Source organism: Enterobacter cloacae complex sp. 277I4 (genome assembly GCF_050031465.1).
GTDB lineage: Bacteria > Pseudomonadota > Gammaproteobacteria > Enterobacterales > Enterobacteriaceae > Enterobacter > Enterobacter cloacae.
Genome location: NZ_JBLGWC010000001.1, coordinates 4769699 through 4790318, shown reverse-complemented (window position 1 = coordinate 4790318; position 20620 = coordinate 4769699). Strand labels below are relative to the sequence as shown.

Annotated in this window: 20 protein-coding genes; 15 read left to right on the top strand and 5 right to left on the bottom strand. The window is 56.8% G+C overall.

Going from position 1 to position 20620, the window contains the following annotated elements; genetic code table 11:
* Positions 1-96 precede the first annotated feature (96 nt).
* Both zntA and ACQG19_RS23335 read right to left on the bottom strand, forming a co-directional pair.
* Positions 97-2271 (bottom strand): Zn(II)/Cd(II)/Pb(II) translocating P-type ATPase ZntA, encoded by a 2175-nt coding sequence (zntA, locus tag ACQG19_RS23340; RefSeq protein ID WP_246932324.1) that lies wholly within the window; start codon positions 2269-2271, stop codon positions 97-99.
* 76 nt (positions 2272-2347) lie between these two features.
* Complete coding sequence (locus tag ACQG19_RS23335; RefSeq protein WP_013099145.1) at positions 2348-2974, bottom strand: lysoplasmalogenase; 627 nt, start codon at positions 2972-2974, stop codon at positions 2348-2350.
* Between the two features lie 129 nt (positions 2975-3103).
* Here ACQG19_RS23335 and ACQG19_RS23330 point away from each other — a divergent pair, with 129 nt between their 5' ends.
* Positions 3104-3460, top strand: a complete 357-nt coding sequence (locus ACQG19_RS23330) for a DUF2500 domain-containing protein (RefSeq protein WP_029883607.1) — start codon at positions 3104-3106, stop codon at positions 3458-3460.
* A 54-nt stretch (positions 3461-3514) separates the two neighbouring features.
* Here the strand turns inward: ACQG19_RS23330 and ACQG19_RS23325 are convergent, their stop codons facing one another.
* Both ACQG19_RS23325 and rsmD read right to left on the bottom strand, forming a co-directional pair.
* Positions 3515-3796, bottom strand: a complete 282-nt coding sequence (locus ACQG19_RS23325) for a DUF1145 family protein (protein WP_013099143.1) — start codon at positions 3794-3796, stop codon at positions 3515-3517.
* Positions 3780-4382: a 16S rRNA (guanine(966)-N(2))-methyltransferase gene (gene rsmD, locus ACQG19_RS23320; RefSeq protein WP_029883606.1), complete on the bottom strand. Its 603-nt coding sequence runs from the start codon at positions 4380-4382 to the stop codon at positions 3780-3782. The genes ACQG19_RS23325 and rsmD overlap by 17 nt, the downstream gene beginning before the upstream one ends.
* A gap of 127 nt (positions 4383-4509) precedes the next feature.
* Between rsmD and ftsY the strand changes: the two genes are divergently transcribed.
* The 6 genes from ftsY to livJ all read left to right on the top strand — a co-directional run bounded on the left by ftsY (position 4510) and on the right by livJ (position 11491).
* On the top strand, positions 4510-5967 hold the full coding sequence (gene ftsY / locus ACQG19_RS23315) for a signal recognition particle-docking protein FtsY (protein ID WP_038985055.1): 1458 nt from the start codon (positions 4510-4512) through the stop codon (positions 5965-5967).
* 2 nt (positions 5968-5969) lie between these two features.
* Positions 5970-6641 (top strand): cell division ATP-binding protein FtsE, encoded by a 672-nt coding sequence (gene ftsE / locus ACQG19_RS23310; RefSeq protein ID WP_013099140.1) that lies wholly within the window; start codon positions 5970-5972, stop codon positions 6639-6641.
* Positions 6628-7683 carry a permease-like cell division protein FtsX gene (gene ftsX, locus ACQG19_RS23305; protein ID WP_013099139.1) on the top strand — a complete coding sequence of 352 codons (1056 nt, stop codon included), beginning with the start codon at positions 6628-6630 and terminating at the stop codon, positions 7681-7683. The genes ftsE and ftsX overlap by 14 nt, the downstream gene beginning before the upstream one ends.
* A 251-nt stretch (positions 7684-7934) precedes the next feature.
* Entirely contained in the window at positions 7935-8792 is an 858-nt protein-coding gene (rpoH, locus tag ACQG19_RS23300; RefSeq protein WP_008500093.1) for an RNA polymerase sigma factor RpoH, read from the top strand.
* 136 nt (positions 8793-8928) lie between these two features.
* Positions 8929-10194: a 4-aminobutyrate--2-oxoglutarate transaminase gene (locus ACQG19_RS23295; RefSeq protein WP_128311233.1), complete on the top strand. Its 1266-nt coding sequence runs from the start codon at positions 8929-8931 to the stop codon at positions 10192-10194.
* A 196-nt stretch (positions 10195-10390) separates the two neighbouring features.
* Positions 10391-11491 carry a branched chain amino acid ABC transporter substrate-binding protein LivJ gene (gene livJ, locus ACQG19_RS23290; RefSeq protein WP_246932326.1) on the top strand — a complete coding sequence of 367 codons (1101 nt, stop codon included), beginning with the start codon at positions 10391-10393 and terminating at the stop codon, positions 11489-11491.
* A gap of 91 nt (positions 11492-11582) precedes the next feature.
* On the opposite strand, the gene panM is transcribed toward livJ, so the two are convergent.
* Entirely contained in the window at positions 11583-11966 is a 384-nt protein-coding gene (gene panM / locus ACQG19_RS23285; RefSeq protein WP_023621800.1) for an aspartate 1-decarboxylase autocleavage activator PanM, read from the bottom strand.
* Positions 11967-12390: 424 nt separating this feature from the next.
* Between panM and livK the strand changes: the two genes are divergently transcribed.
* The 8 genes from livK (at position 12391) to ugpE (ending at position 20619) form a co-directional block, all read left to right on the top strand.
* Positions 12391-13500 (top strand): high-affinity branched-chain amino acid ABC transporter substrate-binding protein LivK, encoded by a 1110-nt coding sequence (livK, locus tag ACQG19_RS23280; RefSeq protein WP_028028112.1) that lies wholly within the window; start codon positions 12391-12393, stop codon positions 13498-13500.
* A 46-nt stretch (positions 13501-13546) separates the two neighbouring features.
* A complete protein-coding gene (gene livH, locus ACQG19_RS23275; RefSeq protein ID WP_013099131.1) occupies positions 13547-14473 on the top strand; it encodes a high-affinity branched-chain amino acid ABC transporter permease LivH in 927 nt (308 codons plus the stop codon).
* Entirely contained in the window at positions 14470-15747 is a 1278-nt protein-coding gene (livM, locus tag ACQG19_RS23270) for a branched chain amino acid ABC transporter permease LivM (protein ID WP_014833590.1), read from the top strand. Before livH ends, livM begins: the two co-directional genes overlap by 4 nt.
* Positions 15744-16511, top strand: coding sequence for a high-affinity branched-chain amino acid ABC transporter ATP-binding protein LivG (gene livG / locus ACQG19_RS23265; RefSeq protein ID WP_013099129.1), 768 nt, complete (start codon positions 15744-15746; stop codon positions 16509-16511). The genes livM and livG overlap by 4 nt, the downstream gene beginning before the upstream one ends.
* A 1-nt stretch (position 16512) precedes the next feature.
* On the top strand, positions 16513-17226 hold the full coding sequence (livF, locus tag ACQG19_RS23260; RefSeq protein WP_013099128.1) for a high-affinity branched-chain amino acid ABC transporter ATP-binding protein LivF: 714 nt from the start codon (positions 16513-16515) through the stop codon (positions 17224-17226).
* 244 nt (positions 17227-17470) lie between these two features.
* Positions 17471-18787 carry a sn-glycerol-3-phosphate ABC transporter substrate-binding protein UgpB gene (gene ugpB / locus ACQG19_RS23255; protein ID WP_048972511.1) on the top strand — a complete coding sequence of 439 codons (1317 nt, stop codon included), beginning with the start codon at positions 17471-17473 and terminating at the stop codon, positions 18785-18787.
* A 102-nt stretch (positions 18788-18889) separates the two neighbouring features.
* Entirely contained in the window at positions 18890-19777 is an 888-nt protein-coding gene (gene ugpA / locus ACQG19_RS23250) for a sn-glycerol-3-phosphate ABC transporter permease UgpA (RefSeq protein ID WP_013099126.1), read from the top strand.
* Positions 19774-20619 carry a sn-glycerol-3-phosphate ABC transporter permease UgpE gene (ugpE, locus tag ACQG19_RS23245; RefSeq protein ID WP_013099125.1) on the top strand — a complete coding sequence of 282 codons (846 nt, stop codon included), beginning with the start codon at positions 19774-19776 and terminating at the stop codon, positions 20617-20619. Before ugpA ends, ugpE begins: the two co-directional genes overlap by 4 nt.
* Position 20620 lies beyond the last annotated feature (1 nt).

The following is a 20620-nucleotide window of genomic DNA, read 5'->3' as shown; positions in this document are numbered from 1 at the left end:
CACAAAAGCGTGAATTTCTGAAACGCTGGTTTAGATTTTTGAGAAGGGAAGGCCGGGTTGCCGTTACGCTTTACCCGGCCAGGCGTGCATTGCGTGTTATTTGCGTCGCAGTAAGCGGAGCGCGTTGGCCGTCACCAGCACCGTCGCGCCGGTATCCGCCAGCACCGCCAGCCACAGGCCGGTGATGCCGAGCAGGGTGGTGATGAGGAAAATCCCTTTCAGCCCCAGGGCGATGCTGATGTTCTGGCGAATATTGGCGCGCGTGGCGCGTGCCAGGGAAATCATCTGCGCCAGCCCGGTCAGGCGGTTATGGGTGAGCGCGGCATCGGCGGTTTCCAGCGCCACGTCGGTACCGCTGCCCATGGCAATCCCGATGGTGGATGCTTTCATCGCTGGCGCATCGTTGATTCCGTCGCCGATCATCGCCAGCGGAGCATGGCTGTTCAGCTCCGTCACGGCACTGACCTTGTCCGCAGGCAGTAATCCGGCCTTAAAGTCCAGCCCCAGCTCTCCGGCAATCGCGGCGGCGGCACGCGGGTTATCGCCGGTGAGGATCACACCCTGGATGCCCAACTGATGGAGCGCCGCGACGGCCTCTTTCGCATCATCACGCAGGGTATCGCGCAGTGCCAGCATGCCTTTGGCGATGCCGTCCTGCATGACGGTTACGACAGTTTGTCCGGTCTGTTCTAACGCCTCAACCTCTGAGTTAGAAGACTTACCCGCCGCGACAATCAGCACCTTTTTACCGTCGATGTCGGCCTCAATCCCGGACCCGACCAGCGCCCGCTGCGCCGTTGCCGCCGGAATGGCCAGCCCGCGCGACTGCGCTTCACGCACAATCGCCTGCGCCAGCGGGTGAGTGGAACCCTGCTCTACGGCGGCGGCCAGCGTAAGCAGTTCATCTTCAACGATATCCTGCGGATACACGCCGGTGACCTGCGGCTTGCCGACGGTCAGGGTGCCGGTTTTATCGAACGCCACCTGCTGCACCTGGCTTAACTGTTCCAGCGCCGCGCCGCCTTTTATCAGGGCACCGCGACGTGCCGCTGCCGCCAGACCGGAGGTAATGGCCGCCGGGGTGGAGATCACCAGCGCACACGGACAGCCAATCAGCAGCAGGGTCAGACCTTTGTAAATCCAGCCTTCCCACGGCGCACCAAAGAACAGCGGCGGAACGATAGTGACCAGCAGGGCAACCAGCATGATGGCGGGGGTGTAAATCCGGCTGAAGCGGTCAATAAATCGCTCGACGGGGGCGCGACGCTCCTCGGCCTCTTCGATCAGCTTCAGGATACGGTCGATGGCGCTGTCACCGGGTTCGGAAAGTACCGTAAGCTGGACCAGACGGTCGACGCTGGTGGCGCCCGCAGGTACTTTTTCACCGGCCGTGCGTTCAACCGGAATCGACTCCCCGGTGAGGGCGCTTTCGTCGAAGCTCGCGGTGGCGGTGAGCAGGGTACCGTCCGCAGGCAGGCGCCCTCCGGCAGCGACTTCAATCACATCGCCTGGACGCAGCGCGTTAATGGCCACCGTCTGGCGTTCGTTTCCGGCTACTCGTGTGGCGGTTTCGGGCTTAAGCGCCATCAGGGCGCTGACCCCTTTACGCGCCCGGCTTGCCGCCCAGCCTTCAAGACGTTCGCCAATTAAGAACAGCAGCAGCACCATGGCCGCTTCCGCTGTGGCACCAATGAACAGCGCGCCGATAGCCGCCACGCTCATCAGCGTTTCGATGGCGAACCAGCTGCCGCTTTTCATCAGCCGCAGCGCCTGACGGGCAATGGGATACAACCCGACAAGCGTGGTGGCGATAAACGCCAGATTGCCAAACGGGTGGTTGATCTGCTCCAAACCCCAGCTCAGGGCCATCATCATCACGAGCGCGATAAGGGGCAGATTTTCTCGCAGCGGAGCGGTTTTTTCGGCGGGGGTCGTTTCGCTACGCAGGGAATAACCGGCCTGGCTGACCGCGGACACAACCTGCTCGCTAACGTCACTCTCGGCGCTGACCAGCAGTTTTTCGGTCGCAAAGCGCACCTGCACGTGGCTGACGCCGGGGATCTGTTTTACCGCATTTTCGACTTTGCGTGCGCAGGCCGCGCAATCCATGCCGTCAACCACCCAGCTGTAATGGTTTCCGCTTTCAGGCAGCGGCGGCGCGTTTTGCGTTTCGCATGCCCCGTCACAGCAGCAGTCATCTTTCGCTGGCACCGGGCTAAGCTTAAATGCTGAAAAGTGTGGGGCTTTTTTAGGTGTTTCTGGAGTCGACATGGCACTCTCCGGTAATGATAATTTTCTCATTAACCGCAGCATACACTCTGGAGTCGACTCCAGAGTCAAGGCTTATTTAGATATACAGCGAACGCACAATCAGGAAGTGCCCGGCAAAGTAACAGGCGGAGGCAATCGCGTTATCAGCCCGGAAACGACGGCGATAGTGGCTGCCCAGCCAGACGATATTGCCGATTAACAGCAACGCCGCGCCAAAGAAAGCGGACATCGCCTGTGAGGTTGGGCGGAAGAACCACAGTTCACCGGCCAGCCACACCATCACCAGCGTCATGGCAATAAACGTGCAGACGGGCAGACGCATCTCTTCCAGGCGTGACCAGATCACCGCGATCAACAGCGCGCCGATCACCAGCAGCACCAGCGGGAGCGGCCAGAAGAAGGATAGCGTCATCTGGCTGGCAAAGTAGATGGTGTAAAGCAGATGCGACAGGAAGAACGCCCCCACGGCATACAGCAGACGCTGACGCGGCAACAGGGTCAAGGCATCGCCAATCAGAGAAGCACACAGCCCGGCGAGGACCAGGTAGCTGATGGCGTTAAACATCGGCGCTTGCCAGGCAAGCAGCAGGAGCAGCAACAGCGTGACGGGTTTAAACAACCAGCGCTGCCAGGCCGGACCGCGGTATGACGCATCGACATAAAGCCATGCGGAAAAACAGACAGCGATAAATGACCAAAGCATATTAACTCCCTGTATCTGTTAAGGCTGAATAATCAGTTTCATCTTCAGTGTAGTGATGCGGGCAGGCGTTTGGCAATGCCGGGGGAGTCAGGGTATCCTGAATTCCGCATAATCTTATGGGATTGTTGAATGAGCAAGATGCCGCTGTTTTTCATTATCGTGGTGGCGATTATCGTCATTGCCGCCTCGTTCCGTTTTGTGCAGCAGCGCCGCGAGAAGGCGGATAACGACGCCGCGCCGTTGATGCAAAAGCGCGTGGTGGTGAGCAATAAACGTGAAAAACCCCTTAATGACCGGCGCTCGCGCCAGCAACAGGTTACCCCTGCGGGAACGACCATGCGCTATGAAGCGAGCTTTAAGCCGGAAACGGGCGGCCTGGAGATGACCTTCCGCCTGGAGGCGCAGCAGTACCATCAGCTGACGGTAGGTGAGAAAGGGATGCTGAGTTACAAAGGGTCGCGGTTTGAAGGGTTCAGGGCTGAATAATACGATCCCCTCTCCCAGTGGGAGAGGGTTAGGGTGAGGGCATCAGACCGCACCTTACTTCTTCACCTGCGCCTTAAACTTCTTCATCCACACCAGCAGTTCAAACACGCCGAAAATAAACACGCGCAGCTGCTGCCAGCCGGTCATCTGCGGGCCGTCTTTTGGCAGGCCGTTTTTCAGCATCACCATCTGCAGGGCATGCATGAAGGTGGTAAAGATAAACGCCACGTTCACAAAGATATTCATCGGGCGCGGGAACGGATGCACCAGATTGAGCAGTAAAAACGCCCAGACGCACAGCATCAGCAAACGTCCCAGATTAATCAGTACTGGCATTGGATTCTCCTTGTGCCTGACGATGATACAGACGATAAGCGACCTGACCCGCCACTTTTTCGCGGTGTAAATCCCAGTGAACCGGCACTGGCGGTAGCCCGTTTTCCACTTCGCTTTCAACGTAAATCAGCGCGTCATCCGCCAGCCAGCCGTTGCTTTCCAGCAGGGATAACGTCTCTTCCAGCAGCCCCTTACGGAACGGCGGATCGACAAACACCACGTTGTGCGGCGTGCCTGGCTGCGCGAGGAAACTGAGCGTATTGGTGTTCACCACTTTGGCGTTGGTGGCTTTCAGCGTCGCCAGATTTTGCTGCAGCGTCTGCGCGACGCCGCGCTCCATTTCCAGCAGCGTGGCGCTGGCGGCGTAGCGCGAGAGGGCTTCCAGCCCTAATGCGCCGCTGCCCGCAAAGCAGTCGAGGCAGTGGGCGTCTACCATTGACGGGGCCAGCCAGTTAAACAGCGTTTCACGCACGCGGTCGGTGGTTGGGCGTAAACCGGGGCTGTCCGGCACCGGGAGTTTCCGGCCTCGCCACTGGCCACCGATAATACGAATTTGACCGGCTGGGGCGCGGTTGGGTTTCTTCATCTCAGGAAAGCTCTGTTAACAATTGGCCTGCGATTGCGGGCGGTGATGTCAATTAAGTAAAGTGTTAGACTATTTCATCATTTTTTTAGCTTCCATGTATATAGCGCCGCGAGGAGTGTAGTCGCAGATGGCAAAACAAAAAAAACGTGGCTTCTTTTCCTGGCTGGGTTTCGGTGAAAAAGAGCAAGAAACAGAACAGAAAACCGAAGAACAACAAGCCGTTGAAGAGCAGTCTCAGCCTGAAACGCCTGTAGAAACCGCCGCGGTTGTCGAAGCGGAAGAGCATGCGCACAGCAAAGAAGAGACTGAAGCCTTTGCTGAAGAGGTGGTTGAGGTCACCGAACAGGTTCAGGAGAGCGAAAAGCCAGAACCTGTTGTTGAAGCGGTTACTGAAGCGCCGCAGGCCGTTATCGAACATGAAGAGTTGCCGCTGCCGGAAGAGGTAAAAGCGGAGGACGTTTCCCCTGAAGAGTGGCAGGCCGAAGCGGAAACCGTGGAAATTGTCGACGCGGTGGAAGAAGAAGCGGCACATGAGCCGGCGCTGACCGACGAAGAGCTGGAAGCCCAGGCGCTGGCCGCTCAGGCGGCTGAAGAAGCGGTTATCGTCGTGCCCGTGGAAGAGCAGGCCGAAGAGGAGATCGTTCAGGAGCAGGAAAAACCGACCAAAGAAGGTTTCTTTGCCCGCCTGAAACGCAGCCTGTTAAAAACCAAAGAAAATTTAGGTTCCGGATTTATCAGTCTGTTCCGCGGCAAAAAGATCGACGACGATCTGTTTGAAGAGCTGGAAGAGCAGTTGCTGATTGCGGACGTTGGGGTGGAAACCACCCGTAAGATCATCGCCAACCTGACCGAAGGGGCGAGCCGCAAACAGTTGCGCGACGCCGAAGCGCTGTACGGCCTGCTGAAAGACGAGATGGGTGAAATTCTCGCAAAAGTTGACGAACCGCTTAATATTGAAGGCAAAACGCCATTTGTTATTCTGATGGTTGGCGTTAACGGTGTCGGGAAGACCACCACCATCGGCAAACTGGCGCGTCAGTTCGAGCAGCAGGGTAAATCGGTGATGCTGGCGGCGGGTGATACCTTCCGCGCGGCGGCGGTTGAACAGCTGCAGGTGTGGGGTCAGCGCAACAACATTCCGGTGATTGCGCAGCACACCGGTGCGGATTCCGCGTCCGTGATCTTTGACGCCATCCAGGCGGCGAAGTCGCGAAATGTGGATGTCCTGATTGCCGATACCGCAGGGCGTTTGCAGAACAAATCGCACCTGATGGAAGAGTTGAAGAAAATCGTCCGCGTCATGAAGAAGCTGGACGAAGACGCACCGCATGAAATTATGCTGACCATCGATGCCAGCACCGGACAGAACGCCGTCAGCCAGGCGAAGCTGTTCCATGAAGCGGTAGGACTGACCGGGATCACGCTGACCAAACTGGACGGCACCGCGAAAGGCGGGGTGATCTTCTCCGTGGCCGATCAGTTCGGCATTCCTATTCGTTACATCGGTGTGGGCGAGCGTATTGAGGATTTGCGTCCGTTTAAGGCGGACGACTTTATTGAGGCATTATTTGCCCGAGAGGACTAACAATGATTCGCTTTGAACACGTCAGCAAGGCCTATCTCGGTGGGAGACAAGCGCTGCAGGGGGTGACCTTCCACCTGCAGCCAGGCGAGATGGCATTCCTGACCGGCCATTCCGGCGCGGGGAAAAGTACCCTGCTCAAGCTTATCTGTGGGATTGAACGGCCAAGCGCCGGGAAAATCTGGTTCAGCGGCCATGAGATTAGCCGTCTTAAGAACCGCGAAGTGCCGTTCCTGCGTCGCCAGATCGGGATGATTTTCCAGGATCACCACCTGCTGATGGATCGCACCGTTTTCGATAACGTGGCGATCCCGCTGATTATTGCCGGTGCCAGCTATGATGATATCCGCCGTCGCGTCTCTGCGGCGCTGGATAAGGTCGGGCTGCTGGACAAAGCGAAGAACTTCCCGATCCAGCTCTCCGGCGGTGAACAGCAGCGTGTGGGCATTGCCCGTGCGGTGGTGAACAAGCCTGCGGTACTGCTGGCGGATGAACCGACCGGTAACCTGGACGACGCCCTTTCTGAAGGGATTTTGCGTCTGTTTGAGGAATTCAACCGCGTTGGGGTGACGGTATTGATGGCGACGCACGACATTGGGCTCATTTCCCGCCGTTCGTACCGCATGCTGACCCTGAGCGACGGGCATTTGCACGGAGGCCACGGTGAACAAGCGTGATGCAATGAACCAGATTCGGCAGTTCGGGAACCGGTTTGACCGTTTCCGTAAGCCGCAGGGTGGCGGTGACGGTAACCGTAATGCGCCGAAGCGGGCGAAAGCCGCGCCGAAGCCAAACTCCCGCAAAACCAACGTGTTCAATGAACAGGTACGCTACGCCTTCCACGGCGCGTTGCAGGATCTGAAAAGTAAACCGCTGGCGACGTTCCTGACGGTGATGGTTATCGCCATTTCGCTGACGCTGCCAAGCGTCTGCTATATGGTCTATAAGAACGTGAATCAGGCGGCGTCGCAGTATTATCCGTCTCCGCAGATCACGGTCTATCTGGACAAAGCGCTCGACGATAACGCCGCGGCGCAGGTGGTGGGGCAAATCCAGGCCGAGAAGGGCGTGGAGAAGGTGAACTACCTTTCCCGCGAAGAAGCGCTGGGTGAGTTCCGTAACTGGTCAGGCTTTGGCGGCGCGCTGGATATGCTCGAAGAGAACCCGCTGCCGGCCGTGGCGGTGGTGATCCCAAAGCTCGACTTCCAGGGAACGGATTCGCTTAATACGCTGCGCGACCGCATCTCTACCATTAAAGGCATTGATGAAGTGCGCATGGACGACAGCTGGTTTGCGCGTCTTGCCGCACTGACCGGGCTGGTGGGGCGCGTGTCGGCGATGATTGGCGTGCTGATGGTGGCGGCGGTGTTCCTCGTCATCGGTAACAGCGTGCGCCTGAGCATTTTCGCCCGCCGCGATACCATCAACGTGCAAAAGCTGATTGGTGCGACGGATGGCTTCATCCTGCGTCCGTTCCTTTACGGCGGCGCATTGCTCGGTTTTTCCGGCGCATTTCTTTCACTGATATTGTCAGAAATTTTGGTGATGCGGCTCTCCTCCGCCGTGACCGAGGTGGCGCAGGTCTTCGGAACTAAGTTTGATATCAGTGGCTTAGGGTTCGATGAGTGCCTTCTTCTGCTGCTCGTCTGCTCCATGATTGGCTGGGTGGCAGCATGGTTGGCGACGGTTCAACATTTACGCCACTTTACTCCCGACTAAGAAAAGCGTGATATAATCTTTCCCTGCACCGAGATGTTCGCTCTGCAGGGAAAGCGTCCCTGTTGTCTCTTCCCCTGTTATCATCTCCATGTCACATTTTGTGCGTAATTTATTCACCGTTGCACCTGGAACTTGTGGATAAAATCACTGTCTGATAAAAGAGTGAATGCTAATCTCGTTGCTCAAACGCTTTGGCATGGTTGTTGCCTGATGGGGACAACCTGGACCAGAAGAAACATTGAGAGGAATGAATGACCAAAGAAATGCAAACTTTAGCTTTAGCCCCTGTTGGTAACCTGGAATCGTATATCCGGGCTGCGAACACTTGGCCGATGTTAACGGCCGAGGAAGAAAAGGAGCTTGCTGAAAAGCTGCATTACCAGGGCGATCTGGAAGCAGCGAAAAAGCTGATCCTGTCTCACCTGCGCTTTGTTGTTCACATTGCTCGTAATTATGCGGGCTATGGCCTGCCGCAGGCGGACTTGATTCAGGAAGGTAACATCGGCCTGATGAAGGCTGTACGTCGCTTTAACCCGGAAGTGGGTGTACGACTGGTCTCCTTCGCTGTGCACTGGATCAAAGCAGAGATTCACGAATACGTGCTGCGCAACTGGCGTATCGTGAAAGTCGCCACGACAAAAGCGCAACGCAAACTCTTCTTCAACCTGCGTAAAACCAAGCAGCGTCTGGGCTGGTTCAATCAGGATGAAGTAGAAATGGTGGCGCGCGAGCTGGGTGTTTCCAGCAAAGATGTGCGTGAGATGGAATCCCGTATGGCCGCGCAGGACATGACTTTTGACATGTCTTCCGATGACGATGCGTCCGACAGCCAGCCAATGGCGCCGGTACTGTATCTGCAGGATAAGACCTCTAACTTTGCTGACGGCATTGAAGAGGACAACTGGGAAGATCAGGCCGCGAACAAGCTGAGCTATGCGATGGAAGGCCTTGACGAGCGTAGCCAGGATATTATCCGTGCCCGCTGGCTGGACGAAGACAACAAGTCCACGCTGCAGGAGCTGGCCGACCGCTACGGCGTGTCCGCTGAACGTGTGCGTCAGCTTGAAAAAAACGCCATGAAAAAACTTCGCGCCGCGATTGAAGCGTAATTTCCGCGAAGTATGACGAGAGCCCCTGGATGCGAATCCGGGGGTTTTGTTTTTTTAGCGCCCGCTCTGGCGAATTTCTCCCCCCTGGCAAACACTTACTGATGCGCTAAGCAGGCGACTTTCTCAGGGGGGCAGGGTGAAAAATAACGAACTGAACGACCGGCGTTTACAGGCGACGCCGCGCGGCATCGGCGTGATGTGTAACTTCTATGCCGATAAAGCTGAAAACGCCACGGTGTGGGACGTCGAGGGCAACGAGTATATCGACTTTGCCGCCGGAATAGCGGTGCTGAACACCGGGCATCGCCATCCAAAAATCATTTCCGCCATTGAAAAACAACTTCATGCCTTCACCCACACGGCGTACCAGATTGTGCCGTACGAAGGCTATGTGTCGCTTGCCGAGCGAATCAACGCGCGTGTGCCGATTGACGGCCCGGCCAAAACCGCCTTCTTCTCAACGGGGGCAGAAGCCGTCGAAAACGCGGTAAAAATTGCCCGCGCATACACCAGACGCCCTGGCCTGATCGCCTTTGGCGGTGCTTTTCATGGACGCACCTCGATGACCATGGCGCTGACGGGGAAAGTTGCCCCTTACAAGCTGGGTTTCGGGCCGTTTCCTGGCTCGGTATATCACGCCCAATACCCCAATGAACTGCACGGTGTCAGTACGGCGGAGGCATTAAAAAGCCTGGAGCGTATCTTCAAAGCGGACATTGCCCCGGACCAGGTCGCGGCCATTATTCTTGAACCGGTTCAAGGTGAGGGCGGTTTCAACATTGCACCGGCGGATTTCATGCAGGCCTTGCGCGCCCTGTGCGATACCCACGGTATTTTGCTGATCGCCGATGAGGTGCAAAGCGGTTTTGCGCGTACCGGAAAACTGTTCTCAATGGAACACCACTGCGTGAAGCCGGATCTGATCACCATGGCGAAAAGCCTGGCGGGTGGCATGCCGCTCTCGGCGGTGTCGGGCCGCGCCGAGGTGATGGACGCGCCTGCGCCTGGCGGACTGGGCGGTACCTATGCCGGTAACCCACTGGCGATCGCCGCCGCACATGCCGTGCTGGACGTGATTGATGAAGACGATCTTTGCACGCGCTCAGCACACCTGGGCCATCATCTGGTGGAAGTACTGAACAAAGCGAAGGAACACTGTCCGTATATCGCGGATATCCGCGCACAAGGCTCAATGGTGGCGGTGGAGTTTAACGATCCGCAATCCGGGCTGCCGTCACCGGAATTCACCCGTCAGGTTCAGGAGCGAGCCCTGCAGGAAGGCCTTCTGCTTCTGAGTTGCGGCGTGTACGGTAACGTCATCCGTTTCCTCTATCCGCTCACAATCCCTGAAGTGCAGTTCCGTAAAGCGCTGGACATTATTTCTGTGTCGCTGACTCGTTAAAGCCAGAAGCCCGGTGAAATTCCTGCCGGGCTTATCATATATTCATTTCAAATTTGCTATTCCAAAATCATAAAAATGGGGTATGTTTTAGCAGAGTATGCTGAAAAAGCGCGACTGGTATACCTATAACTGAAATAAAGCGCTACACAACAACATCACAACAATCGTAATAACCATAATAATGGGGAATCTCAGGATGAACATGAAGGGTAAAGCGTTACTGGCAGGATGTATCGCGTTGGCATTCAGCACCATGGCGCAGGCCGATATTAAAGTGGCCGTGGTGGGCGCGATGTCCGGTCCGGTAGCACAGTATGGCGACCAGGAGTTTACGGGCGCAGAGCAGGCGGTTGCCGACATTAATGCGAAGGGCGGTATCAAAGGCGAAAAACTGCAGATCGTAAAATATGATGATGCCTGTGACCCGAAACAAGCGGTTGCCGTGGCGAACAAAGTGGTGAACGACGGCATCAAATACGTTATCGGTCACCTGTGCTCCTCTTCCACCCAGCCTGCGTCTGATATCTACGAAGACGAAGGCATCCTGATGATCACCCCGGCGGCAACGGCACCGGAGCTGACGTCGCGCGGCTATAAGCTGATCCTGCGCACCACCGGTCTGGACTCCGATCAGGGCCCAACTGCCGCCAAATACATTGTCGAAAAAGTGAAGCCGAAGCGTATCGCGATCGTTCATGACAAACAGCAGTACGGTGAAGGTCTGGCGCGCTCCGTGCAGGACAACCTGAAGAAAGCGAATGCTGACGTCGTGTTCTTTGATGGTATCACCGCCGGTGAGAAAGACTTCTCTACCCTGGTGGCGCGTCTGAAGAAAGAGAATATCGACTTCGTTTACTACGGTGGCTACCACCCGGAAATGGGGCAGATCCTGCGTCAGGCTCGTGCAGCGGGTCTGAAAACCCAGTTCATGGGGCCGGAAGGGGTGGCGAACGTTTCCCTGTCTAACATTGCCGGTGAGTCTGCGGAAGGCCTGCTGGTGACCAAGCCGAAGAACTACGACCAGGTCCCTGCGAACAAACCGATTGTAGATGCCATTAAGGCGAAGAAACAGGATCCAAGCGGCGCGTTCGTCTGGACAACCTACGCAGCACTGCAGTCTCTGCAGGCGGGTCTGAACCAGTCAGCCGATCCGGCTGAGATTGCCACCTGGCTGAAAGCGAACTCTGTTGATACCGTGATGGGGCCGCTCTCCTGGGATGGGAAGGGCGATCTGAAGGGCTTCGAGTTCGGCGTGTTTGACTGGCATGCCAACGGTACTGCTACTGACGCCAAATAAAAGCAAAAAGGCAACGTAAGTTGCCTTTTTTAATGTTTGCCCCCTCTCCCCGTGGGAGAGGGCTGGGGTGAGGGCATCAGACCGCACAAATCTAGCGCTTCTCCCACCCATTTTTCTGCGCCGTAAACCCTAACGCCTGCATAAACGCCGCCATCACGCTACGGTCCTCCACGCCTACGTCGGCCATCCACCAGGAGGTAATGCTCGGGTTTTCACGGATCACTTCTTCAATCAGGTACTGTCCTACGCCGCGACGACGGGTGACGTCGCGCACGCGCAGAGAGTCCAGCGCCCCTTCCGTGCCGCTCAGCGTCACGCGCACAGCAGCCAGCAGACGCTCGTTGAAGCGCGCGGCATAAATACGGTGGGTTTCGTCAACGCTCAGCGACGAAGGGGAATATTCCGGCCAGATCTTGCCCAGGTCGATATGATCCTGGTCGCTAAAGGTCACCAGACGAACGATAGTCAGTTTCATTAGCTGCTTGTCCAAATCAAATTGAGTAGAGGCAGTGTACTCAATTTATTCGCTCAGCGGCTTCCTCTTTTTATTCCCCGTTACCAGGTGATTAGTTTTTTGCCAGGGCGAAGTGCAGTTTGAAAACACATGGATCGAAAAATAAGCAGAATTTTAACCTGAATGGCAGTGATTTATTCGGCGCTTTGTGCCGTTATTTTATGCTGCAAACTGCACTTTTATTTGTTTATCTCTGCCTGATTTCAGAATATTATCTTTGCTTAATCGCCTGAAAAATAGAGATTTTAGTCTGGTTTTTGATAAAAACCTGCGCTAAACCATTAAAGGCACTGGTAAAAATAGCGTTGTGCATTAAAAGTACAGAATGCTTTTTAACCATAATAAAACAAAATATATACACGACATCACGAATGGGGATTCAGAGATGAAAAGGAACGCGAAGACGTTAATCGCGGGCATGGTTGCATTGTCTCTCTCGCATGCAGCCATGGCGGAAGAGATTAAAGTTGCGGTGGTCGGTGCCATGTCCGGGCCTGTTGCCCAGTGGGGTGACATGGAGTTCAACGGCGCACGTCAGGCAATTAAAGACATCAACGCCAAAGGTGGCATCAAAGGCGACAAGCTGGTGGGCGTGGAATACGACGACGCCTGCGATCCAAAACAGGCCGTCGCGGTGGCGAACAAAATCGTGAACGATGGCATCCAGTATGTGATCGGCCATCTGTGCTCATCGTCCACTCAGCCTGCGTCTGATATCTACGAAGACGAAGGTATTCTGATGATTACCCCAGGTGCCACCAACCCGGAGCTGACCCAGCGCGGCTACCAGCACATTATGCGTACCGCCGGTCTGGACTCCTCCCAGGGGCCAACCGCGGCGAAATACATTCTCGAGACGGTTAAACCGCAGCGCATTGCCATTATTCATGACAAACAGCAGTACGGCGAAGGCCTGGCGCGTTCCGTTCAGGACGGGCTGAAAAAAGGCGGCGCAAATATCGTCTTCTTCGACGGGATTACCGCGGGTGAGAAAGATTTCTCTGCGCTGATCGCCCGTCTGCAAAAAGAGAATATCGACTTCGTTTACTACGGTGGTTATTACCCGGAAATGGGCCAGATGCTGCGCCAGGCGCGCTCGGTCGGTCTGAAAACCCAGTTCATGGGGCCAGAAGGTGTGGGTAACGCCTCCCTGTCTAACATCGCCGGGGATGCCGCTGAAGGCATGCTGGTGACGATGCCAAAACGCTATGACCAGGATCCGGCGAACAAGGCTATCGTGGATGCGCTCAAGGCGCAGAAGAAAGATCCAAGTGGTCCATACGTATGGATCACCTACGCCGCCGTGCAGTCACTGGCCACCGCGCTGGACCGTACTGGCAGCAAAGAACCGCTGGATCTGGTGAAAGATTTAAAAGCACACGGGGCGAACACCGTGATTGGGCCGCTGAACTGGGATGAGAAAGGCGATCTGAAGGGATTTGAATTTGGTGTCTTTAAGTGGCACGCCGACGGTTCGTCTTCGGCCGCCAAATAATTATCCCGCCGCCCGGACCGCCGGGCGGGTATAAAAAGGTTTGCATATGTCCGAGCAGTTTCTCTATTTCCTGCAGCAGATGTTTAACGGCGTCACGCTGGGAAGCACCTACGCGCTGATTGCCATCGGCTATACGATGGTGTACGGCATTATCGGCATGATCAACTTCGCCCACGGCGAGGTGTACATGATCGGTAGCTACGTCTCCTTTATGATTATCGCCGCCCTGATGATGATGGGTATCGACAGCAGCTGGCTGCTGGTCGCCGCCGGGTTTGTCGGCGCGATTGTGATTGCCAGCGCCTACGGCTGGAGCATCGAGCGGGTGGCCTACCGGCCGGTACGCAGCTCCAAGCGCCTGATTGCCCTGATCTCCGCGATTGGGATGTCTATCTTCCTGCAAAACTACGTCAGCCTGACCGAAGGCTCGCGCGATGTGGCGCTGCCAAGCCTGTTCAACGGCCAGTGGATTGTCGGCGCCAGCGAAAACTTCTCTGCCTCTATCACCACCATGCAACTGGTGATCTGGGTGGTGACCTTTATTGCGATGCTCGCCCTGACGCTCTTCATCCGCTACTCGCGCATGGGACGCGCCTGCCGCGCCTGCGCGGAAGATTTGAAGATGGCAAGCCTGCTCGGGATCAACACTGACCGCGTGATTGCGCTCACTTTTGTGATCGGCGCGGCGATGGCGGCCGTCGCAGGCGTCCTGCTCGGCCAGTTCTACGGCGTAATTAATCCGTACATCGGCTTTATGGCCGGGATGAAAGCCTTTACCGCGGCGGTACTGGGCGGTATCGGCAGTATTCCTGGCGCGATGATTGGCGGCCTGATTCTGGGCGTGGCAGAAGCGCTCTCCTCAGCGTATCTGAGTACCGAGTATAAAGACGTGGTGTCGTTTGCCCTGCTGATTCTGGTTCTGCTGGTGATGCCTACCGGTATTCTGGGTCGTCCGGAGGTAGAGAAAGTATGAAACCGATGCATTTTGCAATGGCGCTGCTCTCTGCCGCCATGTTCTTCGTGCTGGCGGGCGTCTTTATGGGCGTTCAGTTAGAGCTGAACGGCACAAAGCTTGTGGTGGACACCGCCGCAGACATTCGCTGGCAGTGGGTCTTTATCGGCACCGCCGTGGTGTTCCTGTTCCAGCTGCTGCGTCCGCTGTTCCAGAAAACGCTGAAAGGCGTCTCAGGACCGAAGTTTGTCCTGCCGGCTATCGACGGCTCCACCGTTAAGCAGAAGCTGTTCCTCGTGGCGCTGCTGGTGGCTGCGGTGGCGTGGCCGTTCGTGGTCTCGCGCGGCACGGTAGATATCGCCACCCTGACCATGATCTACGTTATTCTGGGTCTGGGCCTGAACGTGGTGGTGGGGCTCTCTGGCCTGCTGGTACTGGGCTACGGCGGTTTCTACGCCATTGGCGCGTATACCTTTGCGCTACTGAACCACTATTACGGTCTCGGCTTCTGGACGTGCCTGCCGCTGGCGGGGCTGGTCTCTGCCGCTGCAGGTTTCCTGCTTGGCTTCCCGGTGCTGCGCCTGCGCGGTGACTACCTGGCGATTGTGACCTTAGGCTTCGGCGAAATCGTCCGTATCCTGCTGCTCAACAATACCGAGGTGACCGGCGGCCCGAACGGGATTAGCCAAATCCCGAAACCAACCTTCTTTGGTCTGGAGTTCAGCCGTACCGCCCGTGAAGGCGGCTGGGATACCTTCAGCAACTTCTTTGGCGTGAAGTACGATCCGTCCGACCGCGTCATCTGGCTCTACATGGTGGCGCTGCTGCTGGTGGTCATCACGCTGTTCGTGATTAACCGCCTGCTGCGTATGCCGCTGGGCCGCGCGTGGGAAGCGCTGCGTGAAGATGAAATCGCCTGCCGCTCCCTGGGCCTCAACCCGACCCGCATTAAGCTGACTGCGTTCACCATCAGCGCCGCGTTCGCCGGTTTTGCCGGCACGCTGTTTGCCGCACGTCAGGGCTTTGTCAGCCCGGAATCGTTCACCTTTGCCGAATCCGCCTTTGTGCTGGCGATTGTGGTACTCGGCGGGATGGGTTCGCAGTTTGCTGTTATCCTCGCCGCCATTCTGCTGGTGGTTTCACGCGAGCTGATGCGTGACTTTAACGAATACAGCATGCTGATGCTGGGTGGTTTGATGGTGCTGATGATGATCTGGCGTCCGCAGGGTCTGCTGCCGATGACTCGTCCACAGCTAAAGCTGAAGAACGGGCAAGCAAAAGGAGAGCAGGCATGAGTCAGCCATTATTATCCGTTAACGGTCTGATGATGCGTTTTGGCGGCCTGCTGGCGGTCAACAATGTGAATCTGGATCTGCACAAGAAAGAGATCGTCTCCCTGATTGGCCCGAACGGTGCGGGAAAAACCACGGTCTTTAACTGCCTGACCGGTTTCTACAAGCCGACGGGCGGCACCATCATGCTGCGCGACCAGCATCTGGAAGGGCTGCCGGGCCAGCAGATTGCCCGTATGGGCGTGGTGCGTACTTTCCAGCACGTGCGTCTGTTCCGCGAGATGACGGTGATTGAGAACCTGCTGGTGGCACAGCATCAGCAGCTGAAAACCGGTCTGTTCTCCGGCCTGCTGAAGACGCCAGCCTTCCGCCGTGCGCAGAGCGAAGCGCTGGATCGTGCGGCAACATGGCTTGACCGTATCGGTCTGCTGCCGCATGCCAACCGCCAGGCAAGTAACCTTGCGTACGGTGACCAGCGTCGCCTTGAGATTGTGCGCTGCATGGTAACGCAGCCGGAAATCCTGATGCTCGATGAACCCGCTGCGGGCCTCAACCCGAAAGAGACCAAAGAGCTGGACGAGCTGATTGCTGAGCTTCGCGATCATCACGACACCACTATCCTGCTGATTGAGCACGATATGAAGCTGGTAATGGGGATCTCTGACCGTATCTACGTGGTGAACCAGGGAACGCCGCTGGCAAACGGCACGCCGGATGAAATCCGCAACAACCCGGACGTGATCCGCGCATACCTGGGTGAGGCATAAGATGGAAAAAGCGATGTTAACGTTTGACAAGGTAAGTGCCCACTACGGCAAGATCCAGGCGCTGCACGACGTCAGCCTGCATATCAATCAGGGCGAAATCGTCACCCTGATTGGGGCTAACGGCGCGGGCAAAACCACGCTGCTTGGTACCCTGTGCGGCGACCCGCGCGCCACCAGCGGGCGGATTGTGTTTGATGGCAAAGACATCACCGACTGGCAGACCGCCAGAATCATGCGTGAAGCGGTGGCGATAGTCCCTGAAGGGCGTCGCGTCTTCTCGCGCATGACGGTGGAAGAGAACCTGGCGATGGGCGGCTTCTTCGCTGACCGCGACCAGTATCAGTCCCGTATCAAGTGGGTGTACGAACTCTTCCCGCGCCTGTGGGAGCGTCGTATTCAGCGTGCGGGGACCATGTCCGGCGGTGAGCAGCAGATGCTGGCGATCGGCCGCGCCCTGATGAGCCAGCCGCGCCTGCTGCTGCTGGATGAACCGTCGCTGGGTCTTGCGCCAATTATCATTCAGCAGATCTTCGACACCATTGAACAGCTGCGTAAAGAGGGGATGACCATCTTCCTCGTCGAGCAGAACGCCAACCAGGCGCTGAAGCTCGCCGATCGCGGTTACGTGCTGGAGAACGGCCACGTGGTGCTTGAGGATACCGGCGATGCGCTGCTGGCGAATGAAGCGGTGCGGAGTGCGTATTTAGGCGGCTGAGCCGTCTGTATTGCCCGGTGGCGCTTACGCTTACCGGGCCTACGGGATCGAGTAGGCCGGGTAAGGCGAAGCCGCCACCCGGCTTTTTCACATATACCCCTTCACACAACCATCATCCCGCTGACCTTTTGTTGTCACTTATCTGTAAACAAACAGTTATTTTTCTGTCATTCGAGCATGTCATGTTACCTCGCGAGCATAAAACGCGTGATATCGCGCATCCGGCACAATAAGAGAGATGACAATGACATCGTTACGACACACAGCTTTGGGTCTGGCACTGGGTCTGGCTTTTGCGACGAACGCAATGGCTGTGACGACCATTCCGTTCTGGCATTCCATGGAAGGGGAGTTGGGTAAAGAGGTTGACTCCCTGGCGCAGCGTTTCAACGACTCCCATCCGGATTACAAAATTGTGCCGGTGTACAAAGGTAACTACGAGCAGAGCCTGAGCGCGGGCATTGCCGCCTTCCGTACCGGTAATGCGCCTGCCATTTTGCAGGTATACGAAGTAGGCACAGCGACCATGATGGCCTCCAAAGCCATCAAACCGGTCTACGAAGTGTTCAAAGAGGCGGGGATCAACTTTGACGAATCCCAGTTTGTGCCGACCGTAGCGGGTTACTACACCGATTCTAAAACCGGCCATCTGCTGTCTCAGCCGTTTAACAGCTCGACGCCGGTGCTGTACTACAACAAAGACGCCTTTAAGAAAGCCGGTTTAGACCCGGAGCAGCCGCCAAAAACCTGGCAGGATCTGGCGGAGTACACCGCGAAGCTGAAAGCGGCGGGGATGAAGTGCGGCTACGCCAGCGGCTGGCAGGGCTGGATCCAGATTGAAAACTTCAGTGCCTGGCACGGCTTGCCGGTAGCCACCAAAAACAACGGTTTCGATGGCACCGACGCGGTACTGGAGTTCAACAAGCCAGAGCAGGTGAAGCACATCGCGCTGCTGGAAGAGTTGAACAAGAAGGGTGATTTCAGCTACTTCGGACGTAAAGACGAATCCACCGAGAAGTTCTACAACGGTGACTGCGCCATTACCACCGCCTCGTCCGGCTCGCTGGCGGATATCCGTCACTACGCCAAATTCAACTACGGCGTGGGCATGATGCCGTACGACGCAGACGTGAAAGGCGCGCCGCAGAACGCCATCATCGGCGGAGCAAGCCTGTGGGTGATGCAGGGTAAAGACGCCGGCACCTACAAAGGAGTGGCCGAGTTCCTCGACTTCCTGACGAAACCTGAAAACGCGGCCGAATGGCACCAGAAAACCGGCTACCTGCCGATCACCAAAGCTGCCTATGACCTGACCCGCGAGCAGGGCTTCTACAGCAAGAATCCGGGTGCGGATATCGCGACGCGTCAGATGCTGAACAAGCCGCCGTTGCCGTTCACCAAAGGCCTGCGTCTGGGCAACATGCCGCAGATCCGCACCATTGTCGACGAAGAGCTGGAAAGCGTCTGGACCGGCAAGAAAACGCCACAGCAGGCGCTGGATTCAGCGGTAGAGCGCGGAAATCAGCTGCTGCGCCGCTTTGAGCAGTCCACCAAATCGTAAAAAAATGCCCGGTGGCGCTGCGCTTACCGGGCCTACGACGTGCCATATGTAGGCCGGGTAAGGCGTAGCCGCCACCCGGCACTGTTCAGGAACCAAATCTCAATGTCATCATCCCGTCCGGTGTTTCGTTCCCGCTGGCTGCCGTATCTGCTGGTCGCGCCTCAGCTGGTCATCACCGTTATCTTCTTTATCTGGCCTGCGGGCGAAGCGCTCTGGTACTCGGTGCAAAGCGTTGATCCGTTTGGACTCTCCAGCCAGTTTGTTGGCCTGGACAACTTCACCGCGCTGTTCCACGACAGCTACTACCTGGATTCTTTCTGGACGACGATCAAATTCAGCGCGCTGGTCACCGTGAGCGGCCTTGTTGCCTCGCTGTTCTTCGCCGCGCTGGTGGATTACGTGGTGCGTGGCAGCCGTCTGTATCAGACCCTGATGCTGCTGCCCTACGCCGTAGCACCAGCGGTCGCCGCCGTGCTGTGGATCTTCCTGTTTAACCCCGGACGCGGGTTAATTACCCATTTTCTGGCGGAATTCGGATACGACTGGAACCACGCCCAGAACAGCGGCCAGGCGATGTTCCTGGTGGTGTTCGCCTCGGTGTGGAAGCAGATCAGCTACAACTTCCTGTTCTTCTTTGCCGCGCTACAGTCCATTCCGCGTTCGCTGGTGGAAGCCGCCGCCATTGACGGCGCAGGCCCGATCCGCCGCTTCTTCAGGCTGTCGCTGCCGCTGATTGCCCCGGTGAGTTTCTTCCTGCTGGTGGTGAACCTGGTGTATGCCTTTTTCGACACCTTCCCGGTCATCGACGCGGCAACCGCCGGTGGCCCGGTGCAGGCCACGACGACGCTGATTTATAAAATCTACCGCGAAGGGTTTGCCGGGCTGGATCTCTCGGCCTCCGCCGCGCAGTCCGTCGTGCTGATGTTCCTTGTCATCATCCTCACGGTGGTGCAGTTCCGCTATGTCGAAAGTAAGGTGCGCTACCAATGATTGAGAACCGTCGCGGGCTGACGATTTTCAGCCATACCATGCTGATTCTGGGGATTATCGTCATCCTCTTTCCGCTGTACGTGGCGTTTGTCGCCGCCACGCTGGACACCAAAGCGGTGTTCGACACGCCGATGACGCTGATCCCAGGCACGCATCTTTTTGAGAACATGAAAACCATCTGGACCCAGGGCGTGGGGGCCAACAGCGCGCCGTTCTGGCTGATGATGCTCAACAGCTTCATCATGGCGTTCGGCATTACGGTGGGCAAAATCACGGTGTCGATGCTCTCGGCCTTCGCCATCGTCTGGTTCCGCTTTCCGCTGCGTAACCTCTTCTTCTGGATGATTTTTATCACCCTGATGCTGCCGGTGGAGGTGCGTATCTTCCCGACGGTGGAAGTGATCGCCAACCTGAAGATGCTCGACAGCTACGCGGGCTTAACTCTGCCGCTGATGGCATCTGCGACCGCCACCTTCCTGTTCCGCCAGTTCTTTATGACGCTGCCGGACGAGCTGATTGAAGCCGCGCGCATTGACGGCGCCTCACCGATGCGCTTTTTCCGCGACATCGTGCTGCCGCTGTCGAAAACCAACCTCGCGGCGCTGTTTGTGATCACCTTTATCTACGGCTGGAACCAGTACCTGTGGCCGCTGCTGATTATTCAGGACGTCAACCTCGGCACCGCCGTGGCGGGCATCAAGGGCATGATCGCCACCGGCGAAGGCACCACCCTCTGGAACCAGGTGATGGCGGCGATGCTGCTCACCCTTATCCCCCCGGTCGTTATCGTTTTAGCCATGCAGCGTGCGTTTGTGCGTGGTTTAGTGGACAGTGAGAAATAAG

Excerpts from the sequence above, each read along its gene's own strand:
- zntA (WP_246932324.1), bottom strand. The coding sequence starts at position 2,271 with ATGTCGACTCCAGAAACACCTAAAAAAGCCCCACACTTTTCAGCATTT.
- ACQG19_RS23335 (WP_013099145.1), bottom strand. The coding sequence starts at position 2,974 with ATGCTTTGGTCATTTATCGCTGTCTGTTTTTCCGCATGGCTTTATGTC.
- ACQG19_RS23330 (WP_029883607.1), top strand. The coding sequence starts at position 3,104 with ATGAGCAAGATGCCGCTGTTTTTCATTATCGTGGTGGCGATTATCGTC.
- ACQG19_RS23325 (WP_013099143.1), bottom strand. The coding sequence starts at position 3,796 with ATGCCAGTACTGATTAATCTGGGACGTTTGCTGATGCTGTGCGTCTGG.
- rsmD (WP_029883606.1), bottom strand. The coding sequence starts at position 4,382 with ATGAAGAAACCCAACCGCGCCCCAGCCGGTCAAATTCGTATTATCGGT.
- ftsY (WP_038985055.1), top strand. The coding sequence starts at position 4,510 with ATGGCAAAACAAAAAAAACGTGGCTTCTTTTCCTGGCTGGGTTTCGGT.
- ftsE (WP_013099140.1), top strand. The coding sequence starts at position 5,970 with ATGATTCGCTTTGAACACGTCAGCAAGGCCTATCTCGGTGGGAGACAA.
- rpoH (WP_008500093.1), top strand. The coding sequence starts at position 7,935 with ATGACCAAAGAAATGCAAACTTTAGCTTTAGCCCCTGTTGGTAACCTG.
- livJ (WP_246932326.1), top strand. The coding sequence starts at position 10,391 with ATGAACATGAAGGGTAAAGCGTTACTGGCAGGATGTATCGCGTTGGCA.
- panM (WP_023621800.1), bottom strand. The coding sequence starts at position 11,966 with ATGAAACTGACTATCGTTCGTCTGGTGACCTTTAGCGACCAGGATCAT.
- livK (WP_028028112.1), top strand. The coding sequence starts at position 12,391 with ATGAAAAGGAACGCGAAGACGTTAATCGCGGGCATGGTTGCATTGTCT.
- livH (WP_013099131.1), top strand. The coding sequence starts at position 13,547 with ATGTCCGAGCAGTTTCTCTATTTCCTGCAGCAGATGTTTAACGGCGTC.
- livM (WP_014833590.1), top strand. The coding sequence starts at position 14,470 with ATGAAACCGATGCATTTTGCAATGGCGCTGCTCTCTGCCGCCATGTTC.
- livG (WP_013099129.1), top strand. The coding sequence starts at position 15,744 with ATGAGTCAGCCATTATTATCCGTTAACGGTCTGATGATGCGTTTTGGC.
- livF (WP_013099128.1), top strand. The coding sequence starts at position 16,513 with ATGGAAAAAGCGATGTTAACGTTTGACAAGGTAAGTGCCCACTACGGC.
- ugpB (WP_048972511.1), top strand. The coding sequence starts at position 17,471 with ATGACATCGTTACGACACACAGCTTTGGGTCTGGCACTGGGTCTGGCT.
- ugpA (WP_013099126.1), top strand. The coding sequence starts at position 18,890 with ATGTCATCATCCCGTCCGGTGTTTCGTTCCCGCTGGCTGCCGTATCTG.
- ugpE (WP_013099125.1), top strand. The coding sequence starts at position 19,774 with ATGATTGAGAACCGTCGCGGGCTGACGATTTTCAGCCATACCATGCTG.